This is a genomic window from Vitiosangium sp. GDMCC 1.1324 (assembly GCF_003044305.1).
GTDB lineage: Bacteria > Myxococcota > Myxococcia > Myxococcales > Myxococcaceae > Archangium.
The window spans coordinates 742,177-768,979 of sequence record NZ_PZOX01000003.1 but is presented as its reverse complement, the minus strand read 5'-3'; the positions used below and the strand labels follow the sequence as shown (position 1 = coordinate 768,979).

Annotated in this window: 26 protein-coding genes; 15 read left to right on the top strand and 11 right to left on the bottom strand. The window is 68.9% G+C overall.

The annotated features are described in order from the left end of the window. Positions 1 to 146: 146 nt before the first annotated feature. From DAT35_RS11765 to DAT35_RS11735, 7 genes are all read left to right on the top strand, one after another. Complete coding sequence (locus DAT35_RS11765) at positions 147 to 638, top strand: DUF2381 family protein (RefSeq protein ID WP_158501656.1); 492 nt, start codon at positions 147 to 149, stop codon at positions 636 to 638. A 131-nt stretch (positions 639 to 769) separates the two neighbouring features. Next, a complete protein-coding gene (locus tag DAT35_RS11760) occupies positions 770 to 2,440 on the top strand; it encodes a hypothetical protein (protein ID WP_108067028.1) in 1,671 nt (556 codons plus the stop codon). A 14-nt stretch (positions 2,441 to 2,454) separates the two neighbouring features. After that, positions 2,455 to 3,087: a pentapeptide repeat-containing protein gene (locus tag DAT35_RS11755; RefSeq protein ID WP_108067027.1), complete on the top strand. Its 633-nt coding sequence runs from the start codon at positions 2,455 to 2,457 to the stop codon at positions 3,085 to 3,087. A 283-nt stretch (positions 3,088 to 3,370) separates the two neighbouring features. Then, positions 3,371 to 4,177, top strand: a complete 807-nt coding sequence (locus DAT35_RS60635; protein ID WP_233261420.1) for a peptidoglycan-binding protein — start codon at positions 3,371 to 3,373, stop codon at positions 4,175 to 4,177. A 240-nt stretch (positions 4,178 to 4,417) separates the two neighbouring features. Continuing rightward, positions 4,418 to 5,521 carry a glycosyltransferase family 4 protein gene (locus DAT35_RS11745; protein ID WP_108067244.1) on the top strand — a complete coding sequence of 368 codons (1,104 nt, stop codon included), beginning with the start codon at positions 4,418 to 4,420 and terminating at the stop codon, positions 5,519 to 5,521. An 86-nt stretch (positions 5,522 to 5,607) separates the two neighbouring features. After that, positions 5,608 to 6,726: a glycosyltransferase gene (locus DAT35_RS11740; protein WP_108067025.1), complete on the top strand. Its 1,119-nt coding sequence runs from the start codon at positions 5,608 to 5,610 to the stop codon at positions 6,724 to 6,726. Between the two features lie 165 nt (positions 6,727 to 6,891). Further along, positions 6,892 to 9,081 carry an ATP-binding protein gene (locus DAT35_RS11735; protein WP_108067024.1) on the top strand — a complete coding sequence of 730 codons (2,190 nt, stop codon included), beginning with the start codon at positions 6,892 to 6,894 and terminating at the stop codon, positions 9,079 to 9,081. On the opposite strand, the gene DAT35_RS11730 is transcribed toward DAT35_RS11735, so the two are convergent. Genes DAT35_RS11730 through DAT35_RS11720 form a run of 3 tightly spaced genes read right to left on the bottom strand, consistent with a single transcriptional unit; the run spans position 9,038 to position 12,480 of the window. Continuing rightward, positions 9,038 to 10,480, bottom strand: a complete 1,443-nt coding sequence (locus DAT35_RS11730) for a HAMP domain-containing sensor histidine kinase (protein ID WP_108067023.1) — start codon at positions 10,478 to 10,480, stop codon at positions 9,038 to 9,040. The genes DAT35_RS11735 and DAT35_RS11730 overlap by 44 nt on opposite strands. Beyond that, entirely contained in the window at positions 10,477 to 11,190 is a 714-nt protein-coding gene (locus DAT35_RS11725) for a response regulator transcription factor (RefSeq protein ID WP_108067022.1), read from the bottom strand. The genes DAT35_RS11730 and DAT35_RS11725 overlap by 4 nt, the downstream gene beginning before the upstream one ends. Positions 11,191 to 11,199: 9 nt before the next feature. Beyond that, on the bottom strand, positions 11,200 to 12,480 hold the full coding sequence (locus tag DAT35_RS11720; RefSeq protein ID WP_108067021.1) for a serine hydrolase: 1,281 nt from the start codon (positions 12,478 to 12,480) through the stop codon (positions 11,200 to 11,202). Between the two features lie 270 nt (positions 12,481 to 12,750). Here DAT35_RS11720 and DAT35_RS60630 point away from each other — a divergent pair, with 270 nt between their 5' ends. From DAT35_RS60630 to DAT35_RS11690, 6 genes are all read left to right on the top strand, one after another. Further along, positions 12,751 to 13,365 carry a hypothetical protein gene (locus DAT35_RS60630; protein ID WP_233261419.1) on the top strand — a complete coding sequence of 205 codons (615 nt, stop codon included), beginning with the start codon at positions 12,751 to 12,753 and terminating at the stop codon, positions 13,363 to 13,365. A gap of 756 nt (positions 13,366 to 14,121) precedes the next feature. Beyond that, a complete protein-coding gene (locus tag DAT35_RS58080; RefSeq protein ID WP_146209669.1) occupies positions 14,122 to 14,550 on the top strand; it encodes a hypothetical protein in 429 nt (142 codons plus the stop codon). Between the two features lie 3 nt (positions 14,551 to 14,553). Next, the gene (locus DAT35_RS11705; protein ID WP_108067020.1) at positions 14,554 to 15,015 is read left to right on the top strand and encodes an immunity 26/phosphotriesterase HocA family protein; all 462 of its coding nucleotides are present in this window, start codon (positions 14,554 to 14,556) and stop codon (positions 15,013 to 15,015) included. Positions 15,016 to 15,066: 51 nt separating this feature from the next. Further along, positions 15,067 to 15,528, top strand: a complete 462-nt coding sequence (locus DAT35_RS11700) for an immunity 26/phosphotriesterase HocA family protein (protein WP_108067019.1) — start codon at positions 15,067 to 15,069, stop codon at positions 15,526 to 15,528. Positions 15,529 to 15,675: 147 nt separating this feature from the next. Beyond that, complete coding sequence (locus tag DAT35_RS11695; RefSeq protein ID WP_233261418.1) at positions 15,676 to 16,494, top strand: helix-turn-helix transcriptional regulator; 819 nt, start codon at positions 15,676 to 15,678, stop codon at positions 16,492 to 16,494. Beyond that, a complete protein-coding gene (locus tag DAT35_RS11690; RefSeq protein ID WP_108067017.1) occupies positions 16,491 to 16,853 on the top strand; it encodes a terminase in 363 nt (120 codons plus the stop codon). The genes DAT35_RS11695 and DAT35_RS11690 overlap by 4 nt, the downstream gene beginning before the upstream one ends. Positions 16,854 to 16,874: 21 nt before the next feature. Here the strand turns inward: DAT35_RS11690 and DAT35_RS11685 are convergent, their stop codons facing one another. The 4 genes from DAT35_RS11685 to DAT35_RS11670 all read right to left on the bottom strand — a co-directional run bounded on the left by DAT35_RS11685 (position 16,875) and on the right by DAT35_RS11670 (position 21,247). Continuing rightward, positions 16,875 to 17,645 carry a hypothetical protein gene (locus DAT35_RS11685; RefSeq protein WP_199242863.1) on the bottom strand — a complete coding sequence of 257 codons (771 nt, stop codon included), beginning with the start codon at positions 17,643 to 17,645 and terminating at the stop codon, positions 16,875 to 16,877. Between the two features lie 3 nt (positions 17,646 to 17,648). Further along, complete coding sequence (locus DAT35_RS11680; protein ID WP_108067016.1) at positions 17,649 to 18,863, bottom strand: type II CAAX prenyl endopeptidase Rce1 family protein; 1,215 nt, start codon at positions 18,861 to 18,863, stop codon at positions 17,649 to 17,651. A gap of 61 nt (positions 18,864 to 18,924) precedes the next feature. Beyond that, positions 18,925 to 19,941, bottom strand: a complete 1,017-nt coding sequence (locus DAT35_RS11675) for a methyltransferase (RefSeq protein WP_108067015.1) — start codon at positions 19,939 to 19,941, stop codon at positions 18,925 to 18,927. A gap of 73 nt (positions 19,942 to 20,014) precedes the next feature. Then, positions 20,015 to 21,247 (bottom strand): acetyl-CoA C-acyltransferase, encoded by a 1,233-nt coding sequence (locus tag DAT35_RS11670; protein WP_108067014.1) that lies wholly within the window; start codon positions 21,245 to 21,247, stop codon positions 20,015 to 20,017. A gap of 158 nt (positions 21,248 to 21,405) precedes the next feature. Here DAT35_RS11670 and DAT35_RS11665 point away from each other — a divergent pair, with 158 nt between their 5' ends. After that, a complete protein-coding gene (locus tag DAT35_RS11665) occupies positions 21,406 to 22,002 on the top strand; it encodes a TetR/AcrR family transcriptional regulator (protein ID WP_108067013.1) in 597 nt (198 codons plus the stop codon). A 112-nt stretch (positions 22,003 to 22,114) separates the two neighbouring features. Continuing rightward, a complete protein-coding gene (locus DAT35_RS11660) occupies positions 22,115 to 22,420 on the top strand; it encodes a hypothetical protein (RefSeq protein ID WP_108067012.1) in 306 nt (101 codons plus the stop codon). A 23-nt stretch (positions 22,421 to 22,443) separates the two neighbouring features. Here the strand turns inward: DAT35_RS11660 and DAT35_RS11655 are convergent, their stop codons facing one another. From DAT35_RS11655 to DAT35_RS11640, 4 genes are all read right to left on the bottom strand, one after another. Next, a complete protein-coding gene (locus DAT35_RS11655) occupies positions 22,444 to 24,534 on the bottom strand; it encodes a chloride channel protein (protein WP_233261417.1) in 2,091 nt (696 codons plus the stop codon). Positions 24,535 to 24,674: 140 nt separating this feature from the next. Then, a complete protein-coding gene (locus DAT35_RS11650) occupies positions 24,675 to 25,421 on the bottom strand; it encodes a DUF1223 domain-containing protein (protein ID WP_108067011.1) in 747 nt (248 codons plus the stop codon). A 21-nt stretch (positions 25,422 to 25,442) separates the two neighbouring features. Beyond that, entirely contained in the window at positions 25,443 to 26,219 is a 777-nt protein-coding gene (locus DAT35_RS11645; RefSeq protein ID WP_108067010.1) for an NrsF family protein, read from the bottom strand. Next, complete coding sequence (locus tag DAT35_RS11640; RefSeq protein WP_108067009.1) at positions 26,216 to 26,737, bottom strand: RNA polymerase sigma factor; 522 nt, start codon at positions 26,735 to 26,737, stop codon at positions 26,216 to 26,218. The genes DAT35_RS11645 and DAT35_RS11640 overlap by 4 nt, the downstream gene beginning before the upstream one ends. Positions 26,738 to 26,803: the final 66 nt, after the last annotated feature.

The following is a 26,803-nucleotide window of genomic DNA, read 5'->3' as shown; positions in this document are numbered from 1 at the left end:
CCTCGGGTGCCGGTACCCCTCTTCCCCCAGGTGAGCGGGTCGCTACCCGGGAAGTCATGAGGCCGGGGTTACGCCGGAAGTCACCTTCATGGTAGGAACCGGAGCATGCTCTCCCTGCTCTGGTTCCTGGCGAGGCGGAGCTGGCGTTGGAGCGCACCCGCGTGGAGGGGCAGCGCCCCGAGGGCCTCATGGGCCTGTTCGACGCCGGACTGGTGGGAAGAGGCCGGGGCGTCGAGGTGCGGAACATCACCGCCGACATCACCCAGCGCCCCGGCGAAACACTCAAGGTGCAGGAGGCCCACAGCTACCGCGCACCGAATGCAGAGCAGGTAGCGGTGGAACTGCTGGTGGAGAACAAGAGCAACCGGCCCTGGACGGCGGAGGGCGCGGAAGGGGCGGAGTTGGTGTGCACCGAGGGCGTGCGGCTGCGGGTACTGCACGTATGGCCGTCCGAGCCCCTTCTGCCCGGAAAAAAGCGCCAGCTCACGGTGGTGGCGGAGGCCACGGAGGATCAGCTGCGGGGGACCTTCCTCCTGCGGCTGGGCGAGGCGAATGGGCCGCGCACCATCACTGTGCGCGGCGTGGTGTTTCCGGGGCAGGACGCGCCGACTCACATCCAGCAGCCGGACAATCCCTGACAAGCGGCCACGGGGCCCCAACCCACTGCATCTTCCAGCCAACGACCTACCCGGTGCCTTGACGGGCGTATCTGCATTTCCGTGTAATTCTGGAGCGACGGCTTTGGGTGCGTCGCTTCAGGAGGTGCGCCGTGTCCACCCGTCTTCCTCGCGCTCGCCCCACGGGCGCGCGGCTGGGCCCCTGCGTTGGCGCCTGGGCCCTCCTCGTCCTCTTCCAGTTCGCGTGTGCCACGGGCACTCCACGGGGCGGCTCCCGCTCCGACTCGCTCACGCCCCCACCGGCACCGAAAGAGCGTGTGGAGGCTACGGCGGAGCCCGGTCTCGAGTCCGCCACGGTGTACGTCGTGGACTTCATGGAGCCCGGTGCCGTCGCCACTAGGCCGGTGCCCATTCCCAGGGCCGAGTTCCAGCAGGCCGTCCTGCGCCTCTCCCGCGACGTGCGGCTGAAGCACAAGACGCCACGGCAGGCCGCCCATGAGTTGCTGAGCCTCCTGGGGACGCCACCCGACGACTCCAAGGTGGCAGCGACGGGCTACTGGAAGCTGGAGCAGCACCGCGGCGAGGGCGTCACCTGGATACTCGAGCGCCAGGAGGGCCCGGTTATCCTCACCCCCCAGGCCGAACAGGCCCTCAAGGAGAAGTACCTCAAGTGGTGTGAGCCCCGGGGCGGCGGCGATTGCCTGGGCCTGCTGGACGATGACCCGTACCTGCGCACGGACGACCGGCGCACGCTGGCCCTGGCCCTGGCCTTCGGCAACGTGCTCGACGAGACGCGTGCGGCGCTGGGACGCGAGCTGCTGGACGTGCGGGCGCTCGTCTCCATGGTCGTCTGGACGGTCGCCCTCTACTGCATGATGTGGGTGGTACCCGAGCCGACAAGCAAGGCCCTGGCCGCCGGCATGACCCTCATCCTGATGGGCTACCTGGGCCTCAAGACGGTGTACGAGCTGATGGACGGGTGGGCCCGTATGGCCGACACGGCGTACCACGCCACCACCTTCGAGGAGTTGCGTGCGGCGGGTGAGGAGTTCAGCAAGGTGCTGGGCGAGGACGCGGCGAGGGCCATGATTCTCGCAGTGTCCACACTCGCCGGACACACGCTGGGGCAGGTGGTGGCACGGGTGAAGTCGCTTCCGCGATTCAATCTCGCGGGAGCACAGTTCGAAGCGCAGGGCGGTGCCGCTGTCATGGGGTGCCTGGAGGCCACGGAGGCGGCGCTCGCATCGGAGGGAGCCCTGGACAGGGCGGTGGCGGCGGCGGAGACAGTGGCCACCTCACCGCAGGGCCCCATGGCCGTGGTGATGCTCAAGAAGGGGCGGGTGGGTGGTGGGGAAACAGCCCCTGGGGGGCGCTCCGCCGAAACCGTCATCCGTCACCGGGGCGGCAACCGGCAGGTCGAACTCAGCGACGGCCAGCGCTGGCACGTGCCACGTGGCAAATCGGCGGTGGACATTCCCGCTGAGGACAAGGTGGGGGACATGCTCCAGGATGCTGTTACCAAGGCCGCGAAGGAATGGGGGCCAGATAAACTCAGCCCGAGTGAGTTCACGGCCATTGAGAAGGCCCGGGATCAGGGCAAGTACTGGCTGTCGCGGCTGTTGGAGCGCGAGGCCCGGGGGCGTTTCGTGCACGCCAACGTGGAGGCACAATTCAAAGGTCGCCTCCGGTTCAACCACCAGGGGGTCGACGTGGTTGACCTGACGAATAACCGCAAGTACGAGATTCTCTCCGGAACGGAGTCGAACCTGGCACGGCACGGCAGGCGCATGGCGGGCGAGTTCTTCCGGATGCTCACCTTCTGAAAGAGGCGGTAGCCATGGACCGGTTCGGTAACGTCCTCTTCGAGAACAAGGAGATTGAAAACGAGCGGCTGGAGTTGATGGACAAGGAGGCGCACTACTTCCTGGGCCCCAGCTTGACGCTGAAGAACTGCACCCTCGTGCTGAAGGTGTCCGCCCGGCGTCTGTTCTTCGATGGAGCGCGTTTCATCAACTGCACCTTCGAGGTGAAGCAGGAGTTGAAGAACCACCAGCAATGGCTGGCGGCGTCGCTGAAGGGCTGTCGGTTCAAGGGGCGGCTGTCGGGGTGCGACTTCGGGCACTGGCCCGAGTACATGAGCCTGCCGGGGTTTCAGCACGGCTCCATCGAGGACTGCGACTTCACCGAGGCCCGCCTGAACGGCTGCCGTTTCCACGGCTGTGACACCCGCACCCTCCAGTTTCCCAAGTGGCCCTGTTTCACCATCCTGGATCCCATCGGCAGGAGCCGTGAGCTCAACAGCGTTGAGTGGCCGGACCTTTTTGGTCGAGTCGTCATCGAGAAGCTGCACAAGCACCCACGCTCCACCGTGGCCCTGACCGAACACGCTCCCTCTATTGCCAAGGAACTCGACACCACCCCGGAAGCGCTCAAGGCCGTCATCGAGAGGTTCGACTGCATCGTCTACTGACGCAGGCGAGATTCTCTCCGGAACGGAGTCGAACCTGGCACGGCATGGCAGGCGCATGGCAAGGAAAGGGCTACGGAGTGCCGCCCTGGGCTCGAGCGTCATGCTGGACGCTCCCACCTCCACCAGGGTGACGAGCTTCTCGCCCCTCTCCTGGTCAGCTACCCGGGGTTACCCCCATCCGAGCGGCGAGCAGGCGGCATGCCCTCGTTTCGCGAACCGCGGGGCCTCACGAATCCGTCGTGCCGTCTCCATTCTCGGGTGGAGGCTCTACATGGAGGTTGCGATGCCCTCCCTCGACATCTCGTCCCTTCAATCGTCCACCACCCCCCGGGAATTGCGCCTGGAGTCGCGCGGCCCGGAGGTCGCCGAGCTGCAACGCCGGCTGCTCGAGGCCGGGTTCGATCCCGGCGCAACCGATGGTGTCTTCGGGGTGAGGACCGAGACCGCCGTGAAGGCCTTCCAGAAGTCCCGGGGCCTCATCGTGGATGGCGTCGTCGGGCCCCAGACGTGGAGCGCGCTCGGCGTCCATGTGGAGGGCGCGCCGCCCGAGATTCCCGTCGGCTCGGGGCTCACGTCGAAGGTGCTTCGCGAGATCATGCCCAGGCTGTCGGCCGCCCGCGCGGACGAGTGTCTGCCCTACCTCGACGCGGCGATGGTCGAGGCGGACATCACCACCCCGCAGCGCCAGGCGGCCTTCCTCGCGCAGCTCGCCTTCGAGAGCGGGGAGCTGCGCTACTTCGAGGAGCTCTCCTCCGGCGAGCAGTACGAGGGCCGCGAGGACCTGGGGAACACCGAGCCGGGAGATGGCCGCCGCTTCAAGGGCCGAGGCCCCATCCAGCTCACCGGCCGCGCCAACTACCGGGCCGCGGGCCAGGCGCTGGGCATCGATCTGGAGGCCAACCCCCTTCGAGCAGGAGACGTCGACGTGGGCTTCCGGGTCGCGGCCTGGTTCTGGACAAGCCGCGGCCTCAACGCGCTCGCGGACGTGGGGGACTTCCGGGAGATCACCCGCCGCATCAACGGGGGCTTCAACGGATTGGACAAGCGCGAGGCGTACCACCGACGCGCGTTGGACATTCTCTCTCACTGAGAGGTGACAAGGACGTTTTCACGTCGCTGGATCGCCTGTCCGATTCCGGGCAGTGGAGCCGTTGACGAGTGGGCATGGGCGGCGGTGCTTCGTTCAGCAACTGCTGCTCCAGGGGGGGCCCCCGCCTGTTACAGGGACGCGGATGTGTTACCGCCTATGTTCATCATGCGCGACCGCTCCTCGCTCCTTCCCCCCGTGTCCGCGCGCCCGAGCGCATCCGGGGAAGTGCGTCGCGTGCTCATGACCACGCGCACCTCGGGTGGCATGTGGGCGTACGCGCGGGAGCTGAGCCGGGCGCTGGGCCGCCGGGGCGTGGCGGTGACCCTGGCCACCCTGGGTGCGCCCCTCACCGCGGCGCAGTGGGCGGAGGTGCGGGGCCTGCCGGGGCTCTCCGTCGAGCAGAGCACGTGGGCGGCCGAGGGGCCGGGAGTCGCCTGGGAGGACCTGGAAGCGGCGGGGGAGTGGCTGCTGGAGCTGGAGGCCCGTGTGCGGCCGGACGCGGTGCACCTCAATGGCTCCTGCCACGGTGCGCTGCCGTGGCGGCGCAGGCCGCTGGTGGTGGCCCACGAGTGCGCCCTCTCGCGGTGGGAGGCGGTGCAGGGGGAGCCGGCCGTGGAATCGGACGTGCACTATCGCTGGGCGGTGACGCGGGGCCTGCGGGCCGCGGGGTACGTGGTGGCGCCCACCGCCGCCCTGCTGGCGTCCCTGGCTCGGCACTACGGGCCCCTGCCTCCCTCCTGTGTCATCTCCCACGCGCGCCACCACGAGGACTTCCCGCCTGCCCCCGTGCGCGAGCCCTTCATCCTCGCCACGGGCCGGCTGTGGGACGAGGCGCGCAACCTGGAGGTGCTGGAGACGGTGGCGCCCCGGCTGGACTGGCCGGTGTTGGTGGCCGGTGAGCTCCAGCACCCGGACGGGGGCGAGGTGCGTGCGCGCTACGTGCGCCCCCTGGGGAGGCTGTCGCGCGGGGAGCTCGCCGGGTACATGGGCCGTGCCTCCATCTATGTCATGCCCTCGCGCTACGAGCCCTTCGGCCCGTCGGCGTTGGAGGCCGCGCTCGCCGGGTGTGCGCTCGTGTTGGGGGACATCCCCTCCCTGCGCGAGGTGTGGGACGACGCGGCTGTCTTCGTTCCTCCGGATGACACAGACATGCTCGCGCGGGCCCTGCGGCGTCTGGTGTCGGAGCCCGTGCTGTGCAGCCGGATGTCCACCCTTGCACGGACGCGTGCACTGGAGTTCTCCCCGGAGCGCATGGCCGATGCCTACCTTGCGGTCTACGCCGAACTGGACCGCGAGTCCGGGGTGGCATCGCCCGCACAGCCCCAGCTGGCACGGGCGACCTGACCGGAGATTGTTGGCCGGTACGCATTCTCAGGGGACCTGGGCGTTGAGGCCGGACTGGGGGGCCGGTCGCGGGGAAAGGATTTTGGATGAACAGCCACGGACTTCGGATCGCCTTCTTTGGCGCGAGCCTCGTCTCCGCCTGGTGGAACGGGGCCGCCATGTACTACCGGGGACTGCTCCGGGCGCTGCACGTGCGTGGGCATCGCATCACGTTCTATGAGCCGGCGCTGCCCGAGCGTCAGCGGCACAGGGATCTTCCCGTGGCGCCGGACTACGCGACGGTGGTGATGTACCCGGCCGAGGACACGGAGGGACTGGAGCGGTGCCTCGAGGACGCCCGGAACGCGGACGTGGTGGTGAAGGCCAGCGGCGTGGGTGTCTTCGACGAGTGGTTGAATGCCCGCGTGTTGGAGCTGAAGTCCGGTTCCACGCAGGTGGTGTATTGGGACCTGGACGCTCCCATCACCCTGGAGCGCATGGCGGGCAATCCGGAGGACCCGTTCCTGGAGCTCGTGCCGCGCTACGACCGCATCTTCACCCAGGGCGGAGGGGATCCGGTGGTGCTGGCCTACCGAGACTTCGGAGCCCGGGAGTGTGTTCCCGTCTACAGCGCGGTGGACCCCTCCGTGCACCGTCCGGTGGGCCCGGACCCGCGCTTCAGCTGTGACCTGGTCTTCCTGGACGACCGGTGGCCGGACCTGGAGCGGCGCGTGGAGTCCTACTTCCTGCGTGCCGCGGACCTGTTGCCGGACAAGCGCTTCCTGCTGGGAGGAGAGGGATGGGGTGACCGGCAGCGGCCCTCCAACGTGCGCTACGTGGGCCCCGTTCCACCGCGCGAGCACAACATCCTGCGCGGGAGCGCCCGCTCGGTGCTCGACATCAGCCGCGACGGCATGGCGCGCTTCGGCTTCTCTCCGAGCCCGCATCTGTTCGAGGCGGCCGCCGCGGGCTCCTGCCTGCTCACCGATGCCTGGGAGGGAATCGAGCTCTTCCTCGAGCCGGGACGCGAGTGCCTGGTGGCGCAGGACGGCCTGGAGGTGGCCGAGGCGGTGCTGTGCCTCACGGACGACGGCGTACGCGATCTGGGACAGGCGGCGCGCCGCCGGGTGTTGTCCGAGCACACCTACGCGCAGCGGGCGGTGCAGGTGGAGCAGGCGCTGGGCTACCGGCCAGGCGCGAGGGCCGTGCGGGAGTCCGTGCTCTGAAGTCTCGTCCGGCCGTTCGACGTGGTGCTCCTGTCCGCACGGCTGACGCTTCACCTGGGATATCCGGAATTGACCCGCTCGGGTCAATTCCTGGTACTGCGTGAGGGGTGCGCCTGATATGCGCCGCCTCTCCTTGTCACGACGCAGGGGGTCTTTCGGAAACCCATGCCCAAGGCACCCAGGAAGAATTCCGAGGCGAGTCGTGGAGGCCGCTCTGGGGACGAGCGGGCCGCCCTGTTGCGCCGTGTCGCCGAGTTGGAGGAGCGCGAGGCACACGCCAGGCAGATCGTCCAGACAGTGGCCGTCTCCATCTGGGAGGAGGACTTCTCCCAGGTGCAGGAACTGGTGCGCGCGCTGCGGCGCCAGGGCGTCTCGGATGTGCGCGCCTGGTGTGCCGCGCACCCGGACTTCGTCCACGAGGCGGTGGCGAAGGTCCGGGTGGTGAGCGTCAACGCCGCGACGCTGCGGATGTTCCGAGCCTCGAGCCAGGAGGAACTGCTCGGTTCGCTGGATCGCCTCCTGCTCCCGGAGTCGATGGACGCGTTCATCGAGCAACTGGTCGCGCTGGACGAGGGCCGCTCCCTGGTCGAGGCGGAGTCGATCGTCCAGGCCCTGGACGGCCATCGCTTCGAGGTGCTCTTCACCTTCGCCTGGGACGCGGTGGTGGGGCGGGCGGACCGGGTGATGGTGACGCTCATGGACATCAGCGAACGCAAGGCCGCCGAGCGCGCCCTCCAGGAGAGCGAGGCGCGCTTCCGCAACATGGCGGACCACGCGCCGGTGATGATGTGGGTGACGAATCCGCAGGGCGTGTGCACATACCTCAACCGGCAGTGGTACGACTTCACCGGCCAGACGGAGCTGACGGGCCTGGGCTTCGGATGGCTGAAGGCGGTCCATCCCGAGGATGCCGCGGCGGCACAGGCCATCTTCCTCGATGCCAACGCGCGGCATGCGCCCTTCCGGCTGGACTACCGGCTGCGGCGCGTGGATGGCGAGTACCGCTGGGCCATCGACGCGGCGTCCCCCCGCTTCGGGCCGGGCGGAGAGTTCCTCGGCTATGTGGGCTCGGTCATCGACATCACCGAGCGGCGCCAACGCGAGGAGTTGCTGCGCTTCCTGGTGGAGACGGGCACGACGCTGACCTCTTCCCTGGACGACGTGACGACGCTCACCGCCCTGGCGCGGCTCGCAGTGCCCACGCTGGCCGACTGGTGCATGGTGGACCTGGTGGAGGAGGACGGCTCGGTGCGCCGGGTGGAGGTGGTGGTGGGAGACCCGGCGGATGCGTCCCTGGCCCGGGAGGCCCGCCGTTTTCCGACCCGGCTGGAGGGCAACTCCGCCCTTCCTCCGGCGGTGGCGTTGCGTGAGGGGCGCCCGGTGCTGATGCCGGAAGTGGATGTCGAGCGCCTCTTCAGGCGGGCGCACGATGATGAGCACGCACGGCTGATGGTGGCCTGCCGCCCCATCTCCCTGATGGCCATTCCCCTGATAGCCCGTGGACGCACCCTGGGCGTCCTCACCTTCTTCACCACCGCGCGCTCGGGGCGGCGCTACGGCATGGCGGAGCTCGCGGCCCTGGAGGATCTCGCCCGGCGCGCCGCGCTCTCGGCGGACAACGCGCGGCTCTACCGGGATGCGCAGCACGCGGTGATGCTGCGCGACGAGTTCCTCTCCGTCGCCAGCCATGAGCTGAAGACACCCCTCACGCCCCTGGTGCTCAAGCTGCAGGTGCTCACGCGTGAGATCCAGGCGCAGTGTGAGCCGCCGCTGGCCCAGCGTCTGCTCGGGCACCTGGAGATGTGCCGTCACCAGGTGAAGAAACTGACGGAGCTGGTGGAAGGGCTGCTGAACGTGACGCACATCAGCGAGGGCCGATTGCACATCGAGCGGGAGGAAGTGGACCTGGTGTCGCTGGTGCGGCAGGTGGCCGTGCGCCTTCATTCCCAGGCACAGCGGGCGGGCAGTCCCCTGGTGCTGGAGATGGACGAGCCCGTGGTGGGCCGGTGGCAGCGGCTGCGGCTCGAGCAGGTGGTCTCCAACCTGCTCATCAACGCCATCAAGTACGGGGCCGGCCACCCCGTCTTCATCCGCGTTCATGCCTCGGGGGCGCGTGCCCGGATGGTGGTGCAGGACGAGGGCATCGGCATCGATCCCCAGGCGCTGTCGCGCATCTTCCACAAGTTCGAGCGGGGCGTGTCGGATCGGCACTATGGCGGGTTGGGACTGGGGCTCTACGTGACGCAGCAGATCCTCCAGGCCATGGGGGGCACGGTCACCGCGGAGAGCACCCCGGGCAAGGGGGCCACCTTCACGGTGGAGTTGCCCCTGTTGGAGAACGCTGGCGAGTCCTGAGGGCGTCCTCGAGCGGCAACCGGAGTGTCACCCGCGTTCTTTCTCCGGGCTGGCTCTGGATGGAAAGCGTGCCGCCATGAGCCTCGACGATGCGGCGCGTGAGCGTCAGCCCGAGGCCCACCCCGCCGGTGCCCCGCGCACGGCTGCGGTCGGTACGGAAGAAGGGGCTCGAGAGCCTCGGCAGGTCCTCGGGCGCGACACCGATTCCGCGGTCCTCCACCTCCACCTGGAGTGCACCAGACACCTCGTGGGCTCGGAGCGTCACGGGGCTGCCCGCTTCCGAGTACTTGCGCGCGTTGTCGAGCAGGTTGTGGAGCGCCCGCCGCAGGAGCACCCCGTCCGCCCGCAGCGCCGGCAGGCCCTCGGTCCCCTCCACCGTGAGTGGGAGCTCCGGATGGAGTTGGAGGAACCGCTCGGCGGTCTCCTGGAGGAAGGCGGTGGGGTCCACCACCTCCAGGCGTACCCTCGGTCCCGGCTGCCCCGCGTGGTTTCCCTCCAGGTCGAGCCGCGCCATCTGGAGCACGCCCTCGACGAGCTGCTGCAACTCGCCGATGTCCCGGCGCAGGTCCGGCAGCCGCCGCGCCAGCTCGTCCGGATGACCCTCCTCGGCGAGGTCCAGGGTGACGCCCAGCCGCGCCAGGGGCGTGCGCAGCTCGTGCGAGACATTGGCCAGCAGCTCCTTCTCGCTGCGGATGAGCAACTGCATCCGCTCGGCCATCTCGTCGAAGGAGCGCCCGAGCTCGGCCACCTCGTCACGGCCCTTCAGTTCCGCGCGGGCGGACAGGCGGCCCTGGCCGAAGTCCCGCACCGCGCCCGTCAGCCGCTCCACCGGGCCCGCGAGCGCCCGCGCCAGGGGGATGGAGACCAGCGCCAGGACGAGCAGCATGAGCGCCCAGATCATCCCCCGGTATGCATTGGGAGAAGGGGACCGCTCCGGTATCTGCATCAGCACATAGCCAGAGGGCGTGTCGCCTCTCCAGGTGAGGCCCGCCAGCACGCCTCCCTTCGGGGTAAGGCTCAAATACATGCCCGCATCGCCCCTCACCCGATCCCAACGACGCCGGTGTTGCGCCAGCTCGCCAGCGTCCAGGGCCGGGATGGGAGGCCGGGCCGCCGTGGCCACCATCTCACCGCTGGTTCGATACACCGTGGCGCGTACGGACGTCTCGGAGGCGATCCGCTCGAGCTCCCAGGTCATGTTCGCTGGCGCCTCGTTGGCTACCGTGACGAGGCGCTGGACGGCCTCGTAGTCGCTGTCCAGCGGCGAGAGGTGCGTTTCGACCAGGTACGCGGCGCCAGTGGCCGAGAAGTACGTGGCGAGCAGCATCAGCAGGCCGTAGCCGTAGATGCGCCAGAACATCCGGCGTGGCTGGCGCGGGCGGGGGGGTTGCTGGCTCATGCGCCCTCGCTCTCCCCCAGGACATAACCCACCCCGCGCACTGTCCGGAGCAGCCGGGGGTTGCGCGCGTCATCCCCGAGCTTCTGGCGCAACCGGGAGACGTGCACATCGATGGCCCGGTCCACCGGCCCCTCGAGGGTGCCCTTCGCCAGCTCCAGGAGTTGCTCGCGCGAGAGCACCCGGCCGGCCCGCTCGGCGAGCGCGCACAGCAGGGAGAACTCGTGCCCGGTCAGCGACAGCTCGCGGCCGTGGAGGGAGACCTTCCGGGCCCCTCGGTCCAGGGAGAGCGGTCCCACGTGGAGCACCTCGCGCGAGGGGCCCAGCAGGCCGCGGCTGCGGCGCACCTGCGCGGTGATGCGCGCCAGCAGCTCGCGCGAGGAGAAGGGCTTGGACACATAGTCGTCCGCCCCGAGCTCCAGCCCCATCACCCGGTCCGCCTCCTCGCCGCGTGCGGTGAGCATGATGATGGGCACGGCCGAGCGCACCCGGAGCTCGCGGCACACGGTGAGCCCGTCCTTGCGCGGCAACATGACATCGATGAGGACGATGTCGAAGGTACCCCGCAGGGCCTCGGCGAGCCCACGCTCACCGTCGTGCGCGCACCGCGTAGGCAGCCCATGTTTCTCCAGGTACTCGGCCGTGAGGCGCGCCAGGTGCACGTCATCCTCGATGAGAAGGACCTCGATTCGCGATGTCACGGAACCCACCATGCGCCCAGCCTACCGTACCTGCTCCGCGCTCCGTGCCGAGGCCTGGGAGAGGGTGAGCACGCGGGACATGAAGTCGCCGAAGTCCGTGACCCCTCCCGGTTTGGGCTGGGAGGTCTCGTCCTTTGGGGCGTACATGCGAACCGCCACCAGCCGCTGCTCGGGGATGACGACGAGGAACTGGCCGAGCCAGCCGTTGCCGTTGAAACCAATGATGGGGCCCAGCTCGATGCTCGCGAGCCTCACGTCGCGTGCCTGTTTCTCCTTCTGGAGCAGGGGGATGAGGGATCCGTCCGGACGCAGTGCCTGGAGTGCGGCAAAGAAGGAAGGCTTGTCCGGGAAGGTCTTCCCCTTCAGCGCTGAGACCTCCTGGATGAGCGCCTCGGGCATCCCGGCCTTCTTCCAGGACATGAGGAGCGCGTCATCCACCGTGAGCTTCATCCACGCGGGCATGGGCCACCACAGCAGGCCACTGTCGGAGGCAACGCCCTCCTGCCGCGCCACGGCCTGCTTCACCCACTCGGCTGCCAGCACGCGACGCCCCTGCCACATCCCCTCGTCCAGCATCAACTGGCCGAGCTTCGCCAGGTCTCGCGGGTGCAGCTGCAGGCCCGACATGACGTGGGGGTTGCCCGCACCATCCAGCGTCCAGGTGAAGTCGGTGATGCCCAGCGGCTTGAAGAGGGCCTGCGCCATGTAGCGGTCCAGCCGCTGGCCGGACACCTTCTGCACGATGGCGGCGAGCAGGTTGACGGCCTTGTTGTTGTAGCGGAGCTGGGTGCCGGGCGCCTCGGTCAGCTCCGCGGCCAGCGCGAGCTTCACGAAGTCGGGGCTCCGGTAGATTTCTTCCGTCGTCGGGGCGGACTGGAGCCCCGAGGTGTGGTTGAGCAGGTGGCGCAGGGTGATGTCCTTCTTGCGGCCCTGGTTCCACTCGGGGAAGTAGTGGTGCACCGGCTCGTCCAGAGAGGGAATCTTCCCGTCCCCGAGCAGCTTCAGGATGGCCATGCTCGCGATGGACTTGGTGACGGACATCGCCTCGATGCGGGACGACGCGGAGCCGAAGGTCCACTCGCCCACGAGCTTGCCGTTCTTCAGGATGACGAGCCCGCTGGACTGAGACGCCTCGGCACCGCGGACGAGCTCCGCCAGGGCCTTCGGGTCGATGCCTTCCGCCTCGGGAGAAGTGGCGCGGGGCAGGTCCGAGGGCGCCGCGAGCGCCATCGGGAAGGACAGGAGCAGCACGGCCGTGAGGAGCAGGCGGTGCGGAGTGGACTGCGAGCGAAGAGCAGACATGGGACTCCCGGGCCGTGAGGCCGGCTGGGTGATGCACGCAGGGTGGGGAGCCCATGTCTCCGGCGTATGTGCGCCGTGTAAACGAATGTAAAGCGGTCGAAGGACTGCGCGCCCACGCCTGCCTCCCGGCTTGGGGCCATGGGGCAACTGATAGGTCGAGGCTATCAAGACGATGGAAAGTGTGTCTTGGCCTTATGAGGCGCCGGGGCGCATCTTCCTGCCCATCAGAGGCCGGCGTGTGCCGGCCGCTCGGGGATTGGGAGGAAGGCCATGACCGCTGCAGCCCTTGCTGGATTGGGATCGGGTGCGATTCACGCCGTCTCCGGCCCGGACCATCTGCTGAGCCTGGCGCCGCTCTCCCTGGGGATCCGCCGGAGGGCCTGGCGCGTGGGGCTGTTGTGGGGACTGGGACATGGGTTCGGCACGCTGCTGTGCGCGGCGGCCGTGGCGGTGGTGGCCGCGGCGCTGGACCTCGATGTGCTGCGGACGTGGGGAGATCGCCTGGCGGGGAGCGCGCTGCTGGTGACGGGGGCGGTGGGCCTGCTCCGGTGGCTGACCCATCGCTCGCCCGCCGAGGGCTCCGCCGTGCCGGGTAAGAGCGCGGCGACGGTCTGGAGCATGCTCTCCATCGGCTTCATTCACGGCCTGTCGGGCGCGGCGGCGGTGCTGCTGCTGTTGCCGGCGGCGGTGTCCCACTCGCCCGCGTGGCAGGCGCTGTTCCTCGGGGGGTTCGTCCTGGGGAGCACGGTGGCTATGGCAGCGCTGACGGCGGCGTTGTCGGCCAGCTCGCGCGCCGTGCCGAAACCCGGGGCGCTCCTGCGCCATGTGCCCGCGGTGGCCTCGTTCGGCTCGGTGCTGCTCGGGAGCTGGTGGGTGCTGGCCTGATTCCGTGCGTGTTGACATGAACGCACGGCCTACCCGTAATCTCGAATCGAACTCTTTGTGGAAGGAGTCAACGCCAGGAGGCGCTGCATGCCACGCGGGTGGGCTGTGCTGCTCTGCATGTTTCTCGTGGGGTGTAGCGGCGCTGCCCAGAGTGTCCGTCCCGCCACGGGCCATCAAGAGCGCTGTGTTTATGTTCCTCGCAGTTACGTTGCGTCGGGAACACGGAGTGAAGCGTTCCACTCAGCTCGCGCTGGCGTGGAAGTAGTGCCTGTGGCGGCAACGCTGGGGACGGCTTCGCCAGCGGCGCCGCTGACCCCACCCTCGTCACCTCCACTGGAGGGGCTTTCTGGCGAGGGTTTGGGTAATGGCATACCACGCGGCGTGCTCCGGCTCGTGCCAGAAGGCAGCACGGCCGCGGGAGAAGTCGGGGCTGGTGGTGCGGCGGGAGAGCTCATCGTCACTGGAGGCGCGGTTTCCGCGGCAGCCGGTAGTGTGGTCTTGCTCTGCTTGACCGTCGAGGCGGCCGTGGATGGGTCGGAGACCCCGATCGACACCTCGGACGAGTTTTACGGCACGCACTTCGGCGATGTGTCTGGGTGGGTCCAGGGTCAATACCCATCCAATGCATCCGACGGTGCAGGAACAGGGGGGTCCAAGGCCCGAACGGGACCGACATCCGCCCCGCTCGCTCCTCCTAGCGCATCGCCAAAATCAGAACCCGACAAGGATGACAAGAAAAGGCGGGGACGCATATACGTGACCTACAGGAAGCTCAACAAGAACACCCATCGCTACTACTTGGGGCGAACCAGCATGGTCGTCGATCTCACCATGCCTCTCGAAGAACAGGCGGCTCTAGCCGTCATTTTTCGAGACATGAACCATCACATCGACGAGAACGATGATCCCAATGGAGCTGCGTTCGATTCCGCGAGGGTTGATAAATTCGATATTGGGGCCGCCATTGACTATGGCCGACGATATGACGATGCCGCATATTGGCGGATTCGCGGAAGGGAGCAGCAGTTGATTGATTCCCATGGAGGCGCCTGGTCTGACACTGGAAAGCCCCATCGAACCGAGAATGTCGTGCGCGGTGTGGCGAAAAACAATCCGTGGGGCAGGCGGTTTCACGACGCGGCCACGGAGCGCTGGGGTCAGGTTCATCCTTACACGGGGTATTAGGAAATGAAGAAGGTGCGCATACATAGACCGGGGACCTTTCTGAGAATTCCCCTTGCCGACGGGACTTTCGGTTATGGGAGGGCGCTTTCGCGAGTATTTGATGCCTTCTACGACTACAGGACCGAAAGCCCTGACTCGGACCTTGACCGGATCGCTTCCAAACCCATCCTTTTCAAGATTGCTGTCCGCCATTTGGAGCCGGGCTCGTGGGAGGTCATTGGACGAAGAAAGCTTGAGGAGTCCCTGGCTCAACCCATTGTCCAATTTAGGCAGGATATGGGGAACTTCCGCGACTGCACGATCTTCGACACCGTCGGCAATTCGAGAAGTGCCGAGCCCCAGGAGTGTGTCGGGCTCGAGGCAATGGCTGTTTGGGAACAGCACGGTGTCGAGAACCGCCTGCTCGACACCTTCATGGGGCGGCCCAATGCCTCGGTGGAGGACCTGAAGGTACGCCTGCAATAGGGAGCCTCCGAGCGCTGGGGTCGATTTCATCCTTACACGGGATATTAGGAAATGACGAAAGTACGCATGCATAGACCGGGGACCTTCTTGAGGATTCCCCTCGCTGACGGCACTTTCGGCTACGGAAGGGCACTCAAGCCACCGTTTGATGCCTTCTACGAGTACAGGACTGAAAGCCCTGACTCGGACCTTGACCGGATCGCCTCCAAGCCCATCCTTTTCAAGATTGCTGTCCGCCATTTGGAGCCGAGTTCGTGGGAGGTCATTGGACGGAGAAAGCTTGAGGAGCCGCTGACTCAACCGATTGTCCATTACTGGCAGGACGTGGGAGACTTCCGTAGCTGCAGGATCTTCGACTCTGTCGGCAATTCGAGAAGTGCCGAGCCCCAGGAGTGTGTCGGGCTCGAGCCAATGGCTGTTTGGGACGAGCACCATGTCGAGGAACGCCTGCTCGATACCTTCATGGGGCGGCCCAGTGGCATCGTGGAGCGTATGAAGGTACGCCTGCAATAGGACGTTACCCAGGCGGGCTTGATGCACGGGTACTGCATGGGGTGGATCGGAAGCTTACGCCCCAGCGCCTTCAGTATTGGGGCCACGCCGCATCGGCCATCATCCCCTTTTGCACTGCGTGCGGCGGCCCGTGTGTACCATGGGGGCGTGCGCATCTCTGGAGCACCTCCCATTCTCCCCGGGGCGTCCCTGCCGGTCTGGCCGCCCCTGCTGGCCACGCGAGGGCCTGGCGGAAGCAGCACCGGCCACGCCCACCATGCCATGCACCTGGTGCTGGGCCTCGACGGGCTGCTGCGCGTGCGGGCCGGCCGCGGACCCTGGCGCGAGATGGCGGGGGTGCTGACGGCGCCCGACGTGCCCCACGCCATTGATGCCGCGGGGCGCGAGGTGCTGCTCGTCTTCCTGGACCCCGAGAGTGAAGCGGGTGCGGTGCTCAAGGCCTCGCTCGATGGAGCCTTTCGTGCCCTCTCGGCCGAGGAGCGCGACGTCCTCGCCCGGGACGCGGACCCCATGCGCCTCATGCGGGCCGAGGGCGTCGAGTGGATCCACCGTGTCGTCGAGGTCCTCGGCGCCGGCTCGGCACCGCCGCCGCGTGCCATGCACCCACGGGTGCGAAAGCTGCTCCGGTTGCTGAGCCGTCTGCCCCCCGATGGAGACACCTCGCTGCCCGCTCTCGCGGAGCAGGTGGGGCTCTCTCCGGGGCGTCTGATGCATGCCTTCACGGAATCCATTGGGCTGCCCCTGCGGCCCTACCTCGCCTGGCTCAGGCTCCAGCAGGCGGCCGCGGCCATCGTGTCGGGCATGCCCCTGGGAGAGGCCGCCCATGCCGCGGGCTTCTCCGATGCCGCCCACATGTCGCGCTCCTTCCGGCGCATGCTGGGCATGGCCCCCTCGATGTTGAGGCCTCTCGGCGCAGCCAGTTCATTCAAGACGGCGGCGGGGGCGCGTCGTACATCCAGGGCATGAATGACGACCGCTCTGCAGGACTGCTCGCCTGGCAGTTGAACCTCTACCCCGACAACCACCGCGACCGCCGCAACCTGCTGCTGCATGCGGTGACGGTGCCGCTGTTCCAGCTCGGGACCGTGCTGCTCGTCACGGCCCCCTTCACCTCGCTCTGGAGCGTGCTGCCCGGCCTCGTGGCCATGGCGGGGGCGATGGCGCTCCAGGGCCGAGGCCACCGCCTCGAGACCTCCGCGCCCGTGCCATTTCGCGGCCCGCTCGATGTCATCGCGCGGATCTTCGTCGAGCAGTGGGTGACGTTCCCTCGTTTCGTGCTGTCGGGCGGCTTCGCCCGGATGTGGCGTCTGGCCCCCGCTCATTGAGAGGCCTTCAGCCCGGTGGGCTCAGGACTTCGAGCCAGTTCCCGGGCTGCGCAGCAGCTTGCGCAGGGTGGCGCTCGTCAACGAGGCCAGGTTGTCCGGCGTGAAGCGGAACCAGAAGCCGGCGTAGCTGCCGTTGGTCCGGAACTCCGGATTGATCGTGGCATAGGCCCTGGCCGAAGGCCGCTGGAAGTAGTCCGGCGAGAAGCGGCTCAGCGTCTCGGGCTTCATGAAGATGTTGACGAAGAAGACACCCCTCTCCTCGTCCACCTTGAAGTGGCTCTCCTCGGCCAGCTTGAAGAAGGCGTCCCGGAGGGCTCGGCCTTCCTCGGTGTTCATCCGAGGCTCGAAGAGCTGATACCGCGCCAGGGCCTCGGTGATGGACACGAAGCCGAACAGGCTGGCGATGGACAGACGGTAGTGCCGGGTCCGGGGATGCCGGAGCTTGTTCTGGAAGAAGAACGTCAGGCCGGAGAGCAGGTGCAGGCCACGGTTGCGGAACTCGGGGAGGATCCGCAGCTTGCCTCCGAGGATGATGCGGCTCCGGGGCAGCCCGATGGGCGCCGTCTTCCAGAACTGGAAGCCGACGATGCTCCCGGTATCCGTGCGGCGGAAGACGTGGACGAGCTCATTGGACAGGGCGTGCACGCGGAAGTGCTCCAGGTCCTCGGCCATCAGGCTGTTGGCGACCGCGTGCAATTCCCGGATGCGCTCGTCCGAGAGCGCTTCCTTGCGGACGGTCTCCATGTCGACCGCGGGGGAGTGCCGTGAGAGTCGGAGCAGGTGTTGGAGCATGGTCTATCCGGTGAGCTTCTCGAAGAGCCCCGAGCGCTGGAGCCACATCATCAGCGCGAAGTTGAGGGTGTTGAAGGCCGCGTGGGCCAGCCACACGGAGGGCAGGCGGGCGCGGTGGACGAAGACGACGCCGAAGTAGGCCCCGAGCACGGCGGTCTGGAAGACAGCGAAGGTGCCTTCGTAGAAGTGCCCCAGACCGAAGAGCGCGGCCGAGACGAGCGCCGCGGCGTACCAGTGGCCCAGGAGCACCTGGAGCCGGGGGACGAGGAAGCCCCGGAAGGTGAGCTCCTCGAAGCCGGTCACGATCAGCATGGCCGCGGCGAAGGTCGGCAAGCCGAGCCCCGTCTCCATGAGCGCGGTGGCCACCTCCTTGCGTGCGAGGGCCTCCTTTCCGCCGAGCTTCAGGAGCGCGGCGAGCGCGGCGAGCGGAATCGCGGCGGCGATATTGGCGGTATACGCGCCGAGGGTGACGGGGATGCCGAGGAGCAGCTCGCGCACCAGCCCCTCGCGGACGAGCCCCAGCTGCGCCGGGCCCTGTCCGTCCCTCCAGACCAGCAACGCCACGAGCAGGCTCATGCCGAGCGCGCGCAGGCACAGCCACGTCATCGACCCTGGCTTGAAGGGCACGGCCTTGCGCGCGGGCCCGATGTGAGCCGTCACCTCGCGCGTCTCTCCCTTCCGCTCGAGGGTGAAGCGGACATCGGTGCTGGCGCCTCCCCCTGCCTCCCGGATGTGCTTCTGGAAATCCGCCTCGGGATCCGAGCCGGACAGGGGCTCGCCATCCACCGCGAGGATGCGGTCTCCGGCCTCGAGGACCCCGTCTGCGGGAAGCCCCGGCTCCACGTGGGTGAGCTCGACGGCCTTTCGCCCGGGCTGGCCGTCACCGTTCAGGGTGACGCTGGTGTGCCTCACTCCGAGGCGGGGCGGCGGCTCGGGGGCCTCTCCGAACCAGACGGGCGCCATCGCGGCACCGAGCGCGAGCCCGAAGAGCAGGACACAGCCGATGGCCCGGCCCCGCTGGCCCGAGCGCCACTCCGTCCAGGGATGCAGCAGCAGCAGTCCCCAGGCGGCCAGGAGGGTGGTGATTGCTGCGAGGGGCAGCATCCCGAACGCGCCGAGGTTCGCGGGGAGGAACACGGTGACGAGCACGAGCGCCGCTTCGGCCAGTGCCCGCTGGCGTGGAGGTGCGTTTTCGCGGAGCTGATCGGCGTTCGGCACGGGGCGCGCGACTCCTCGGGAGGTTTCGCGGCAAGCTACTCGCTTCGAGTGACTCCGTCCCTCACTTCGTGCCGATGACCATCGAGTCGGGCCCGGCCAGGTGCTCGAGGCGGGCCTCTCGGAAGCCGACCTCGCGCATCCACCCGATGCAGTCGGCCCCGGTGTAGTCGAAGCCGCCGTGCGTCTCGATGAGCATGTTCAGGCTCATCAGCAGCCCGAAGGCGTTCGTGCTCCGCGTGTCGTCGATGATGGCGTCGTACACCACGAGGGCTCCGCCCCGGGGCAGTGCGCGCAGGGCCGCGGAGAGCAGGGTCTTCTTCTGCTCGAGATCCCAGTCGTGGAGGATGTGGCCCATCACGAGCACGTCGGCCTCGGGGAGGGCGTCGTGGAAGAAGTTGCCTCCCTGGAAGCGCAGCCGTCCGGACAGGCCGAGCTGTCCCACGTATGCCTCGAAGACCGGAGCGACCGGCGGCAGATCGAAGCCGATGCCGGTGAGGTGCTCGTGCGCCAGCGTGAGCTGCGCGGGCAGACAGCCCTGGGCCGTGCCGATATCGGCGAAGCACTGGTAACGCTCCCAGGGGAACTTCGCGGCGATGGCACGTGCGGGGCCCAGGCTCGCGCCGCTCATGGCCTGGAGGAAGCCGCGCAGGTGGTTCGGGTGGGCGTAGAGCGCGTCGAACAGGTTGGCTCCCCCGGTCTTCTCCTCGTTCTGGGGCTGGCCGGTGCGCAGTGCCTCGCTGAGCGAGCCCCAGAAGCCGTACAGCCGGGCGTTGGCCATCTCGAGCATGCCGCCGATGTAGCCGGGCTGGGAGCGATCCAGGAACGTGCCGGTCTCGGGTGTGTTGGCGTACCGGCCGTCCCCGTCACGCCGCAGCATGCCCAGGGCCACGAGCGCATCCAGGAAGTCGCGCCAGCTGCGCGGGTGCAGGCAGAGCCGCTCCGCCAGCTCCGCTCCCTCCTGTGGCCCCTCGGCTAGCACGGTGAAGAGTCCCAGCTCCACCGCGCTCAACAACGTCTTGGTGCCCCAGAAGCCCAGCCCGAGCTGGAGGATCCGCTCGGGGGTGACGCTCGAATCCATGTCGCCTCTCCCTCGTGAGACCTGGAGGGAGGGCGCTCATGCCTGGTGTGACGTGGCCGGTGGGGGAGCGAGGCTACACGCGCTCGAGTACCGCCGCGACGGCCTGCCCACCACTGGTGCACAACACCACCACTGCGACGGTCTTGCCCCGTCGCTCGAGCTCATCCAGGGCGGTTCCCACCAGCACGCTGCCCGTGGCTCCCAGGGGGTGGCCCAAGGCGATGGCGCCTCCATTGACGTTGACGCGCTCGAGGTCCAGCTCCAGGGTGCGAGCCGTCTGCAGCACCACGGCCGCGAACGCCTCGTTGATCTCCCACAGGTCGACGTCGCGCACCCCCATGCCCGCGGCCTTGAGGGCCTTGATGGCGGCGGGGGCGGGAGCCGTGAGCATGAGGATGGGGTCGCTCCCCACGGTGGTGACGGCGCGCACGCGCGCGCGGGCCTTCAACCCGTGTGCGCGCACGTAATCGCCAGAGGCCACGAGCAGCGCGGCGGCGCCATCGGCGATGCCACTGGAGGTCCCCGCCGTGTGGAGGTGGTGCACCGCGGGCGTCCGCGGGTATGCACTCAGCGCGAGCTCATCCAGCGTCTCGCCGTTGGGGCCGGCGGGTTGCGCACCCAACTGGGTGAAGGAGGCCGGCAGGGCGGCCAGCTTCTCGAGTGTCGTGTCGCGGCGGGGATGGTCATCCGTGGCGAGCAGCACCTCTCCGGTGTCCGGGTGCTTCACGGGGAAGAGCCCTCGCGAGAAGCGTCCCTCGGCTTGGGCCTGGACGGCGAGCTGCTGCGAGCGCAGGCCGAAGGCATCCAGGTCCTGACGGGAGAAGCCCTCTCGGGTGGCGATGAGGTCGGCGGAGATGCCCTGCGGCACCTGGAAGAAGCGGCGGCGCAGGTGGGTGTTTCCACCATCGGTGCCTCCTCCGTCCGCCCCCAGCCCCAGCCGGCTCATCTGTTCCACGCCACCGGCGACGACGAGCCGCTGAGCTCCGGAGGCGACGCCCATGGCGGCCACCGCCAGGGCCTGCAGTCCCGAGCCGCAGAAGCGGTTGAGGCTGAAGCCGGGCACGGAGATGGGCCAGCCCGCGGCCAGTACCGCGTTGCGCGCGATGTTGGCCCCTTGCTCGTTGATCTGCGCCACGCTGCCGATGACCACGTCATCCACGTCCGTGACGTCCACTCCCGTGCGCAGAGGGAGCTGTTGCAGCGTCTGCGCCAGGAGCTCCTGCGGGTGCAGCGCGCTGAGGGCGCCCTTGCCAGGCTTCGCCCGGGCGCGCGGAGTCCGGACCGCGTCCACGATGAATGCATCCATGTGCCAACGCCTCCCGTTCGCGGCGGGGTTCATCCCCACCGCAGGGTCTCACCCCATCAATATGATGGCCATAATATGAATGCAACCCTGGATGAACACTGGGGCCGTGCGTGTGGAGCGGATGATGGCTATGATGTGGAGAAGTGAGGTCGTATCGAATGGGCCATCCCACAGAGCAGAAGCAGGCCACGCACGAGCGCATCCTGGAGGCGGCGAGCCACCTCTTCCGGCGGCAGGGGTTTTCAGGGGCCAGCGTGGAGACGGTGATGAAGGCCGCGGGGCTGACGGTGGGCGGGTTCTACGCGCACTTCTCCTCCAAGCAGGCGCTCCTCATCGAGTCGCTCTCGCGCATGCTGACGGCCCGGCGCGCCGAGTGGTTTCAGGGCCTGGACGATCTGCGTGGCGCGGAGTGGATGAGCCACTTCGTGCGGCGCTACATCACGCGGGCCCACCGGGACGCGGAGTCACCCGCGTGTCCGCTGCCCGCGGTGTTGTCCGACGTGGTGCGTGGGGATGCGGAGCTGAAGGAGGCGCTGGCTCGTGAGGTGGGGGTGACGGTGGAGGCCATCGCGGCACATCTGCCCGGAGATGAGCGCGCGGACGCGCGGGAGCGCGCGCTGGCGACCTATGCCCTCTGCATCGGGTCCCTGTCCCTGGCCCGGGCCTCAGCGGGCACCCCCCTGTCCGACGAGCTGCTCTCGGCGGCCCGGCGTGCCGCCGTGTTGCTGGCGGATACTCCGAAGACCGGCTCCTAGAGACGGACACCTGGCGCTCGCTCGTTCTCCAGCCCGCCCCTGGTGCCTGCTCGCGCACCCGAAGCGCAGTGATGACGTTGGACGGGTGGACAGCGAGCCTCAGGAGCGAGCCATGAGCATCCGCGACGACAAGAAGGACCTGAACGCGGCCGGAGGGCCCATCCCCGCCGAGCGGGTAGCGGAGGCCGAGGACCAGGACACGAAGAAGGCGGGCACGAAGCTCTCGGACGAGCCAGGGCCGGAGTTCCGGGTGGCGTCAGCGGAGGAGTCGGAGGAGGAGCACGCCCTCACGACGGACTCGCCGCGCTGGGGCGAGGAAGGGTCTTCGCGCGAGGATCGGGGGTATTCCCGCGAGGGCGGAGAGGAGCCCCGGGTGGGCAAGGCGCCATCGGAGCGCGACCTCCCTCCGCGCAAGTAATGGCGGGGACGGCCTTGGCCCCCTCAGTTCGCGGCCTCGGTCGGTGCCACGATGTGCTCTCCGTGGGCGTGCTGCCTCGCGTGATACGAGGAGATGAACCTCCGCACGAGCGCGCGTGTCAGCAGCCCACAGGTCTGACTCCCGGGCACCCCCTGCACGGGCAGGGCGTCCACGTCTTCCTGGTCCATCAGGAGCAGCGCGTGGGCCAGGTCCGTGTCCGGCGACAGCAGGGGCACCTTGCGCGCCAGGTCGCTGGCGACGAGCATCGGGTGTAGCCCCTCGTCGCGCCAGATGTCCCGGAAGTGGTCCACCTGGACGATGCCGTACAGCTTCCCCTCCCCGTCGAGCACAGGCAGGGTCCCGCTCTCGGTGGTGAGCACCTGGTCCATGAGCGGCCGCAGGTGCATGTTGGCGGGGACGGGCGCCAGCTCGCGCATCAGTGCGCGCACGGGCGTGGTGGCCAGCAGCTCCTCGTCCGTCTGCGTCTTGGGCGCCTTGCGCTCGGTGAGGTAGTGGCAGAGCGCCGAGGCGATGGTGCACGTCACCATGAGCGGCAGGATGATGGCGTGGTTCCCGCTCAGCTCGTAGAGCATCATCATCCCCGTGAGCGGCCCTCGGGTGAGCGCGGCCACGGCGCCTCCCATGCCCACGATGGCGTAGGCGCCGCTCGGCCCGGTGCTGGCGGGGAAGAAGTAGTGCACCAGCGTGCCGAAGGCGCCGCCCAGCATGGACCCCATCACCGCCGAGGGGAAGAACGTGCCTCCCGAGCCTCCCGAGCCCAGGGTGATGGCGGTGGCCGCCAGCTTCACCACGCACGCGGTGACGAGGAAGACGAAGCTGAGCTGTCCGATGGCCGCCAGGTTGATGTAGTCGTGCCCGCTGCCCCAAACGGTGGGGTTGAGCAGGGCGAGCACGCCCGCGCACAGTCCGCCGATTCCCGCGCGCAGCGGCAGGCCGAGCTGGCCGAGCCACGCCGACATCCGCCCCGCCACCCGTCCGCCGAAGAAGTCCTCCGAGTGGTGGAGCAGCCGCACGAAGGCGTACGCGAGCAGACCGCACGCGAGCCCCAGTCCCACGTAGCAGAGCACCTCCCAGCCGCTCACCAGCTGGTAGCCGAGCCGGTTGAGCATGGGGGTGGCGCCCATGGTGCCGCGGCTCACCAGGGTGCCCGCCACGCTGGCGAGGATGATGGGTGAGAAGACGCGCAGCTCGAACTCGCGCAGGATGATCTCCATCGCGAACATGGCGCCGGCGATGGGGGCGTTGAAGGAGGCGGAGATGCCGGCGCCGGCGCCGCACGCCAGCAGGATGGCCAGCTCGCGGCGGGAGAAGCCCAGGGTTCGGCCCACCGTGGAGGCGAAGGCGGCGCCTCCGTAGACGATGGGGCCCTCGCGTCCGGCCGAGCCTCCGCTGCCGATGGTGATGGCGCTGGCCACCAGCTTGAGCAGCCCTCGCTGGCCGGGCAGCTCCTGGTTGCTCTTCACCGCGCGCACCACTTCGGGCACCCCGTGGCCGTGGGTGTCCGGGTAGTCGCGCAACAGCCTCCCCACCAGCATGCCGCCCAGCGAGGGCGCCACGAGGTAGATCCACCAGGGCAGGTGCGGGAGGATCTCCGTCACGTGGTGGGCATTGCCGAAGGCGCGGTTGAGCGCGGTGAGGGCCACCAGCGGGTAGTAGAGGGCGAGCGCGCCCAGCACCAACAGGGCGAGCAGGCGCAACCGGCGCTTCACCTCGTCCCGGGGGCCGCCGGGCTCGATGATGCGCGCCAGCAGCAGGGCCCCGAAGGCCAGCGGCGCGCCGATGATGGCGTGCTCGAGGTGCCACTGCGCCTTGGCCAGAGCGTCCCAGGCGGAGAGCAGTGTGCGCGAGCCGGGGCGGCGCAGCGCGTCACCCACCCACGCGGCGTTGAAGGTGAGCCCGCTCACCACGCCGATGAGGTTGGAGAAGATGCCCGCGGCCAGTCCGCTGTAGAGGCCCACCACCGCCCCCGCCACTGGCAGCACCGAGGGGCCTGGAAGGCGGATCCGGTTGAAGGCCTGTAGCGCCGCATGGGTGAAGCGCCGCATCGCCTCGTGAATCGAGGGGCGGGAGGTGGGCGGAGGCTCGGCTTTCATTTGGAGCCCATACTAAGCGCCTCCCGCCGGGAAACTTCAAGGCGATTGAAGATTCAACAAATTGACTGCAAGCGGGAGAGGGGGCGGCCGGTGCGGTGGCAGGCTGGGCGGCTCTCGGAGCGTGCCCAGCGAGAGCTCGCTCAAGGCTTCGTGCCGAGCATCTGGGAGGCCAGCCCCTCGACCCGGCCGCCCCAGGGCTTCTGCAGCGCCACCACCACGCGCATCCGCTCGCGCTTCCACGCGGGCTCCAGCCTCAGCCGCGCCTGGGTGGTGAAGCCGTTGGCCTCGGACGCGGGCGGGGGGAGCACTGCCCAGGTACGCACCGTCGCCGCGTGGATCAGCGTCCGCCCCTTGTTGGGGCCCGCCGTCACCTTCGTGGACAGGCCGTCCTCCACGAGCGCGGCCCAGACCTCGACGTCCTGCTCGGGCTTCGCGTCCAGGTGCACCTCGAGCACCAGCTCGTTCTTCTCGGTGCGCGCGGTGAGCCGCACGGGTGCCTTGCGCAGATGGGAGGCCTCCGTCACCTGGGCGCGGGCCTGCTCCTCGTTGGCCAGGAAGGAGCGCACGCCATCCACCACCATGTGGGGCGCGAAGAGCTTCCCGTGGTTGTGCACGGCGTTGTAGCGGCGTTGCCGCTGTGTGGCGTCCGGCAGGCCGAAGCGGTCCTTCCACCCCAGGCCGTCGTAGGCGTCCATGTGGAAGGCCAGCGGGATGAGCTCCACGCCCGCCACGGGCTGCGTCTTCGCGAGCCGGGCGAGGAGCTCCTCCTTGCTCGGACAGTTGTCACAGGCCTCGGAGGTGAAGAGCTCCACCAGGACGGGAGTGGGGGGGCGCGGCTCTCCGGCCGTCAGCACCAGGGCGAGTGCGAGGAGGGGGGCATGCGTCATATGGCCGGGAGTGTACCCGGCTCAGGGCGCGTGGTTGTTCGTTGGCAGGCGGGAGCGCACGAGCAGGGCCAGCCCACCCAGGAGCAGCCACGGCCCCACGTGCGCGGCCGCCAGGTGCACCGTGCTTCCATTCGGGCAGTGCATGTGCAGCAGCAGCAGGCCCACCGCTCCCGCCGAGAGCCCCGCGGCCACCGCCCGTGCCGGGTGGTACGCCGAGCGCCGCAGCATCACCAGCGCCGCCAGCAGGGGCAGCGCCGACAGCAGCATGTGCACCCGCACGCACCCGATGAGGCCCGCCAGGAAGCCCATGCCCGCGAGCCCCGAGCCTCCCAGGACCACCGAGAGTGCCACCACCGCCGTGCTCGTCCCCACCAGTCCCCAGGCCACCTGGCGCGAGGGTGCCAGCGCCACCACGGCTCCCCCCACCATCATCATCAGCACGAGCGCGGCCAGACCCACCACGACTCCCATCGACGCCGCGTTCCGGAAGAGCCCCACCTGCGAGAGCACCATCGCCCCCAGCGCCGTCATGCCCGCGTACACGCCCACCAGCACCAGCACCTCGCGCCACCAGGGGGTCGCCTTCGGATGGGCCGCCAGCTCCTGAAGGGCCTGGGCCCGGACGGACTCGAGTGCCGGCTCCGCCGCCGCGGCCTGGGCCGGAGTGGGGATGCCCTCCAGGGCGCCGAAGCCCTCCAGCAGTGCGCGGCACTCGGCGCACGAGGCCACGTGCGTGGTCAGCTCCGGTGGGAGCGGCTGGCCCAGGCTGTCCAGCACGCGCGTGCACTCGGGACTCATCGCGTCTCCTCCCGCAGGGCGGCCAGCAGCTCGCGCAGCCGCGCGTAGCCCCGGTGCGCCCGCACCTTCACCGCCGACTCCGTCAGCCCCATCGACTCGGCGATCTCCGCGAAGCCCATCCCCTCGAAGCGGTGCAGCACGATGGGGATGCGCTGGCCCTCGGGCAGCTCCGCCAGGGCGCGCTGCACCGCGTGTTCCAGCCCCGAGTCCCGGTGCGCCGGCTCCTCTGCGGCCACGACGGTGGGCAGCTCGCCCTCTTCCGTCAGGTCCTCGGGGCGCTTGCGCCGCTGCCAGTCCCGCGCCGCGTTGGTGGCGATGGCGTACAGCCACGGCTTCACCCGCGAGCCCTCCTGGAAGCGCCCGCGCGCCCGCACCAGGGACAGGAACGTCTGCTGTGACAGGTCCTCCGCCGCGGCGGGGCTACCCGTCAACCGCGCCAGGTAGCCGTGGATCGGCCTCGCGTAGCGCTGGAAGAGGGCATCGAAGGCCCGGGCATCGCCCTGGAGGAAGCGCGTCATCAGTACCTCGTCCGACTCACCAGCGGCCGGGGAGGGCGCCGATTCATCAGCGGTACGCGCGGGGGC

Excerpts from the sequence above, each read along its gene's own strand:
- DAT35_RS11755 (WP_108067027.1), top strand. The coding sequence starts at position 2,455 with ATGGACCGGTTCGGTAACGTCCTCTTCGAGAACAAGGAGATTGAAAAC.
- DAT35_RS60635 (WP_233261420.1), top strand. The coding sequence starts at position 3,371 with ATGCCCTCCCTCGACATCTCGTCCCTTCAATCGTCCACCACCCCCCGG.
- DAT35_RS11745 (WP_108067244.1), top strand. The coding sequence starts at position 4,418 with ATGACCACGCGCACCTCGGGTGGCATGTGGGCGTACGCGCGGGAGCTG.
- DAT35_RS11740 (WP_108067025.1), top strand. The coding sequence starts at position 5,608 with ATGAACAGCCACGGACTTCGGATCGCCTTCTTTGGCGCGAGCCTCGTC.
- DAT35_RS11735 (WP_108067024.1), top strand. The coding sequence starts at position 6,892 with ATGCCCAAGGCACCCAGGAAGAATTCCGAGGCGAGTCGTGGAGGCCGC.
- DAT35_RS11730 (WP_108067023.1), bottom strand. The coding sequence starts at position 10,480 with ATGAGCCAGCAACCCCCCCGCCCGCGCCAGCCACGCCGGATGTTCTGG.
- DAT35_RS11725 (WP_108067022.1), bottom strand. The coding sequence starts at position 11,190 with ATGGTGGGTTCCGTGACATCGCGAATCGAGGTCCTTCTCATCGAGGAT.
- DAT35_RS11720 (WP_108067021.1), bottom strand. The coding sequence starts at position 12,480 with ATGTCTGCTCTTCGCTCGCAGTCCACTCCGCACCGCCTGCTCCTCACG.
- DAT35_RS60630 (WP_233261419.1), top strand. The coding sequence starts at position 12,751 with ATGACCGCTGCAGCCCTTGCTGGATTGGGATCGGGTGCGATTCACGCC.
- DAT35_RS11705 (WP_108067020.1), top strand. The coding sequence starts at position 14,554 with ATGAAGAAGGTGCGCATACATAGACCGGGGACCTTTCTGAGAATTCCC.
- DAT35_RS11700 (WP_108067019.1), top strand. The coding sequence starts at position 15,067 with ATGACGAAAGTACGCATGCATAGACCGGGGACCTTCTTGAGGATTCCC.
- DAT35_RS11690 (WP_108067017.1), top strand. The coding sequence starts at position 16,491 with ATGAATGACGACCGCTCTGCAGGACTGCTCGCCTGGCAGTTGAACCTC.
- DAT35_RS11685 (WP_199242863.1), bottom strand. The coding sequence starts at position 17,645 with ATGCTCCAACACCTGCTCCGACTCTCACGGCACTCCCCCGCGGTCGAC.
- DAT35_RS11675 (WP_108067015.1), bottom strand. The coding sequence starts at position 19,941 with ATGGATTCGAGCGTCACCCCCGAGCGGATCCTCCAGCTCGGGCTGGGC.
- DAT35_RS11670 (WP_108067014.1), bottom strand. The coding sequence starts at position 21,247 with ATGGATGCATTCATCGTGGACGCGGTCCGGACTCCGCGCGCCCGGGCG.
- DAT35_RS11665 (WP_108067013.1), top strand. The coding sequence starts at position 21,406 with ATGGGCCATCCCACAGAGCAGAAGCAGGCCACGCACGAGCGCATCCTG.
- DAT35_RS11660 (WP_108067012.1), top strand. The coding sequence starts at position 22,115 with ATGAGCATCCGCGACGACAAGAAGGACCTGAACGCGGCCGGAGGGCCC.
- DAT35_RS11655 (WP_233261417.1), bottom strand. The coding sequence starts at position 24,534 with ATGAAAGCCGAGCCTCCGCCCACCTCCCGCCCCTCGATTCACGAGGCG.
- DAT35_RS11650 (WP_108067011.1), bottom strand. The coding sequence starts at position 25,421 with ATGACGCATGCCCCCCTCCTCGCACTCGCCCTGGTGCTGACGGCCGGA.
- DAT35_RS11645 (WP_108067010.1), bottom strand. The coding sequence starts at position 26,219 with ATGAGTCCCGAGTGCACGCGCGTGCTGGACAGCCTGGGCCAGCCGCTC.
- DAT35_RS11640 (WP_108067009.1), bottom strand. The coding sequence starts at position 26,737 with ATGACGCGCTTCCTCCAGGGCGATGCCCGGGCCTTCGATGCCCTCTTC.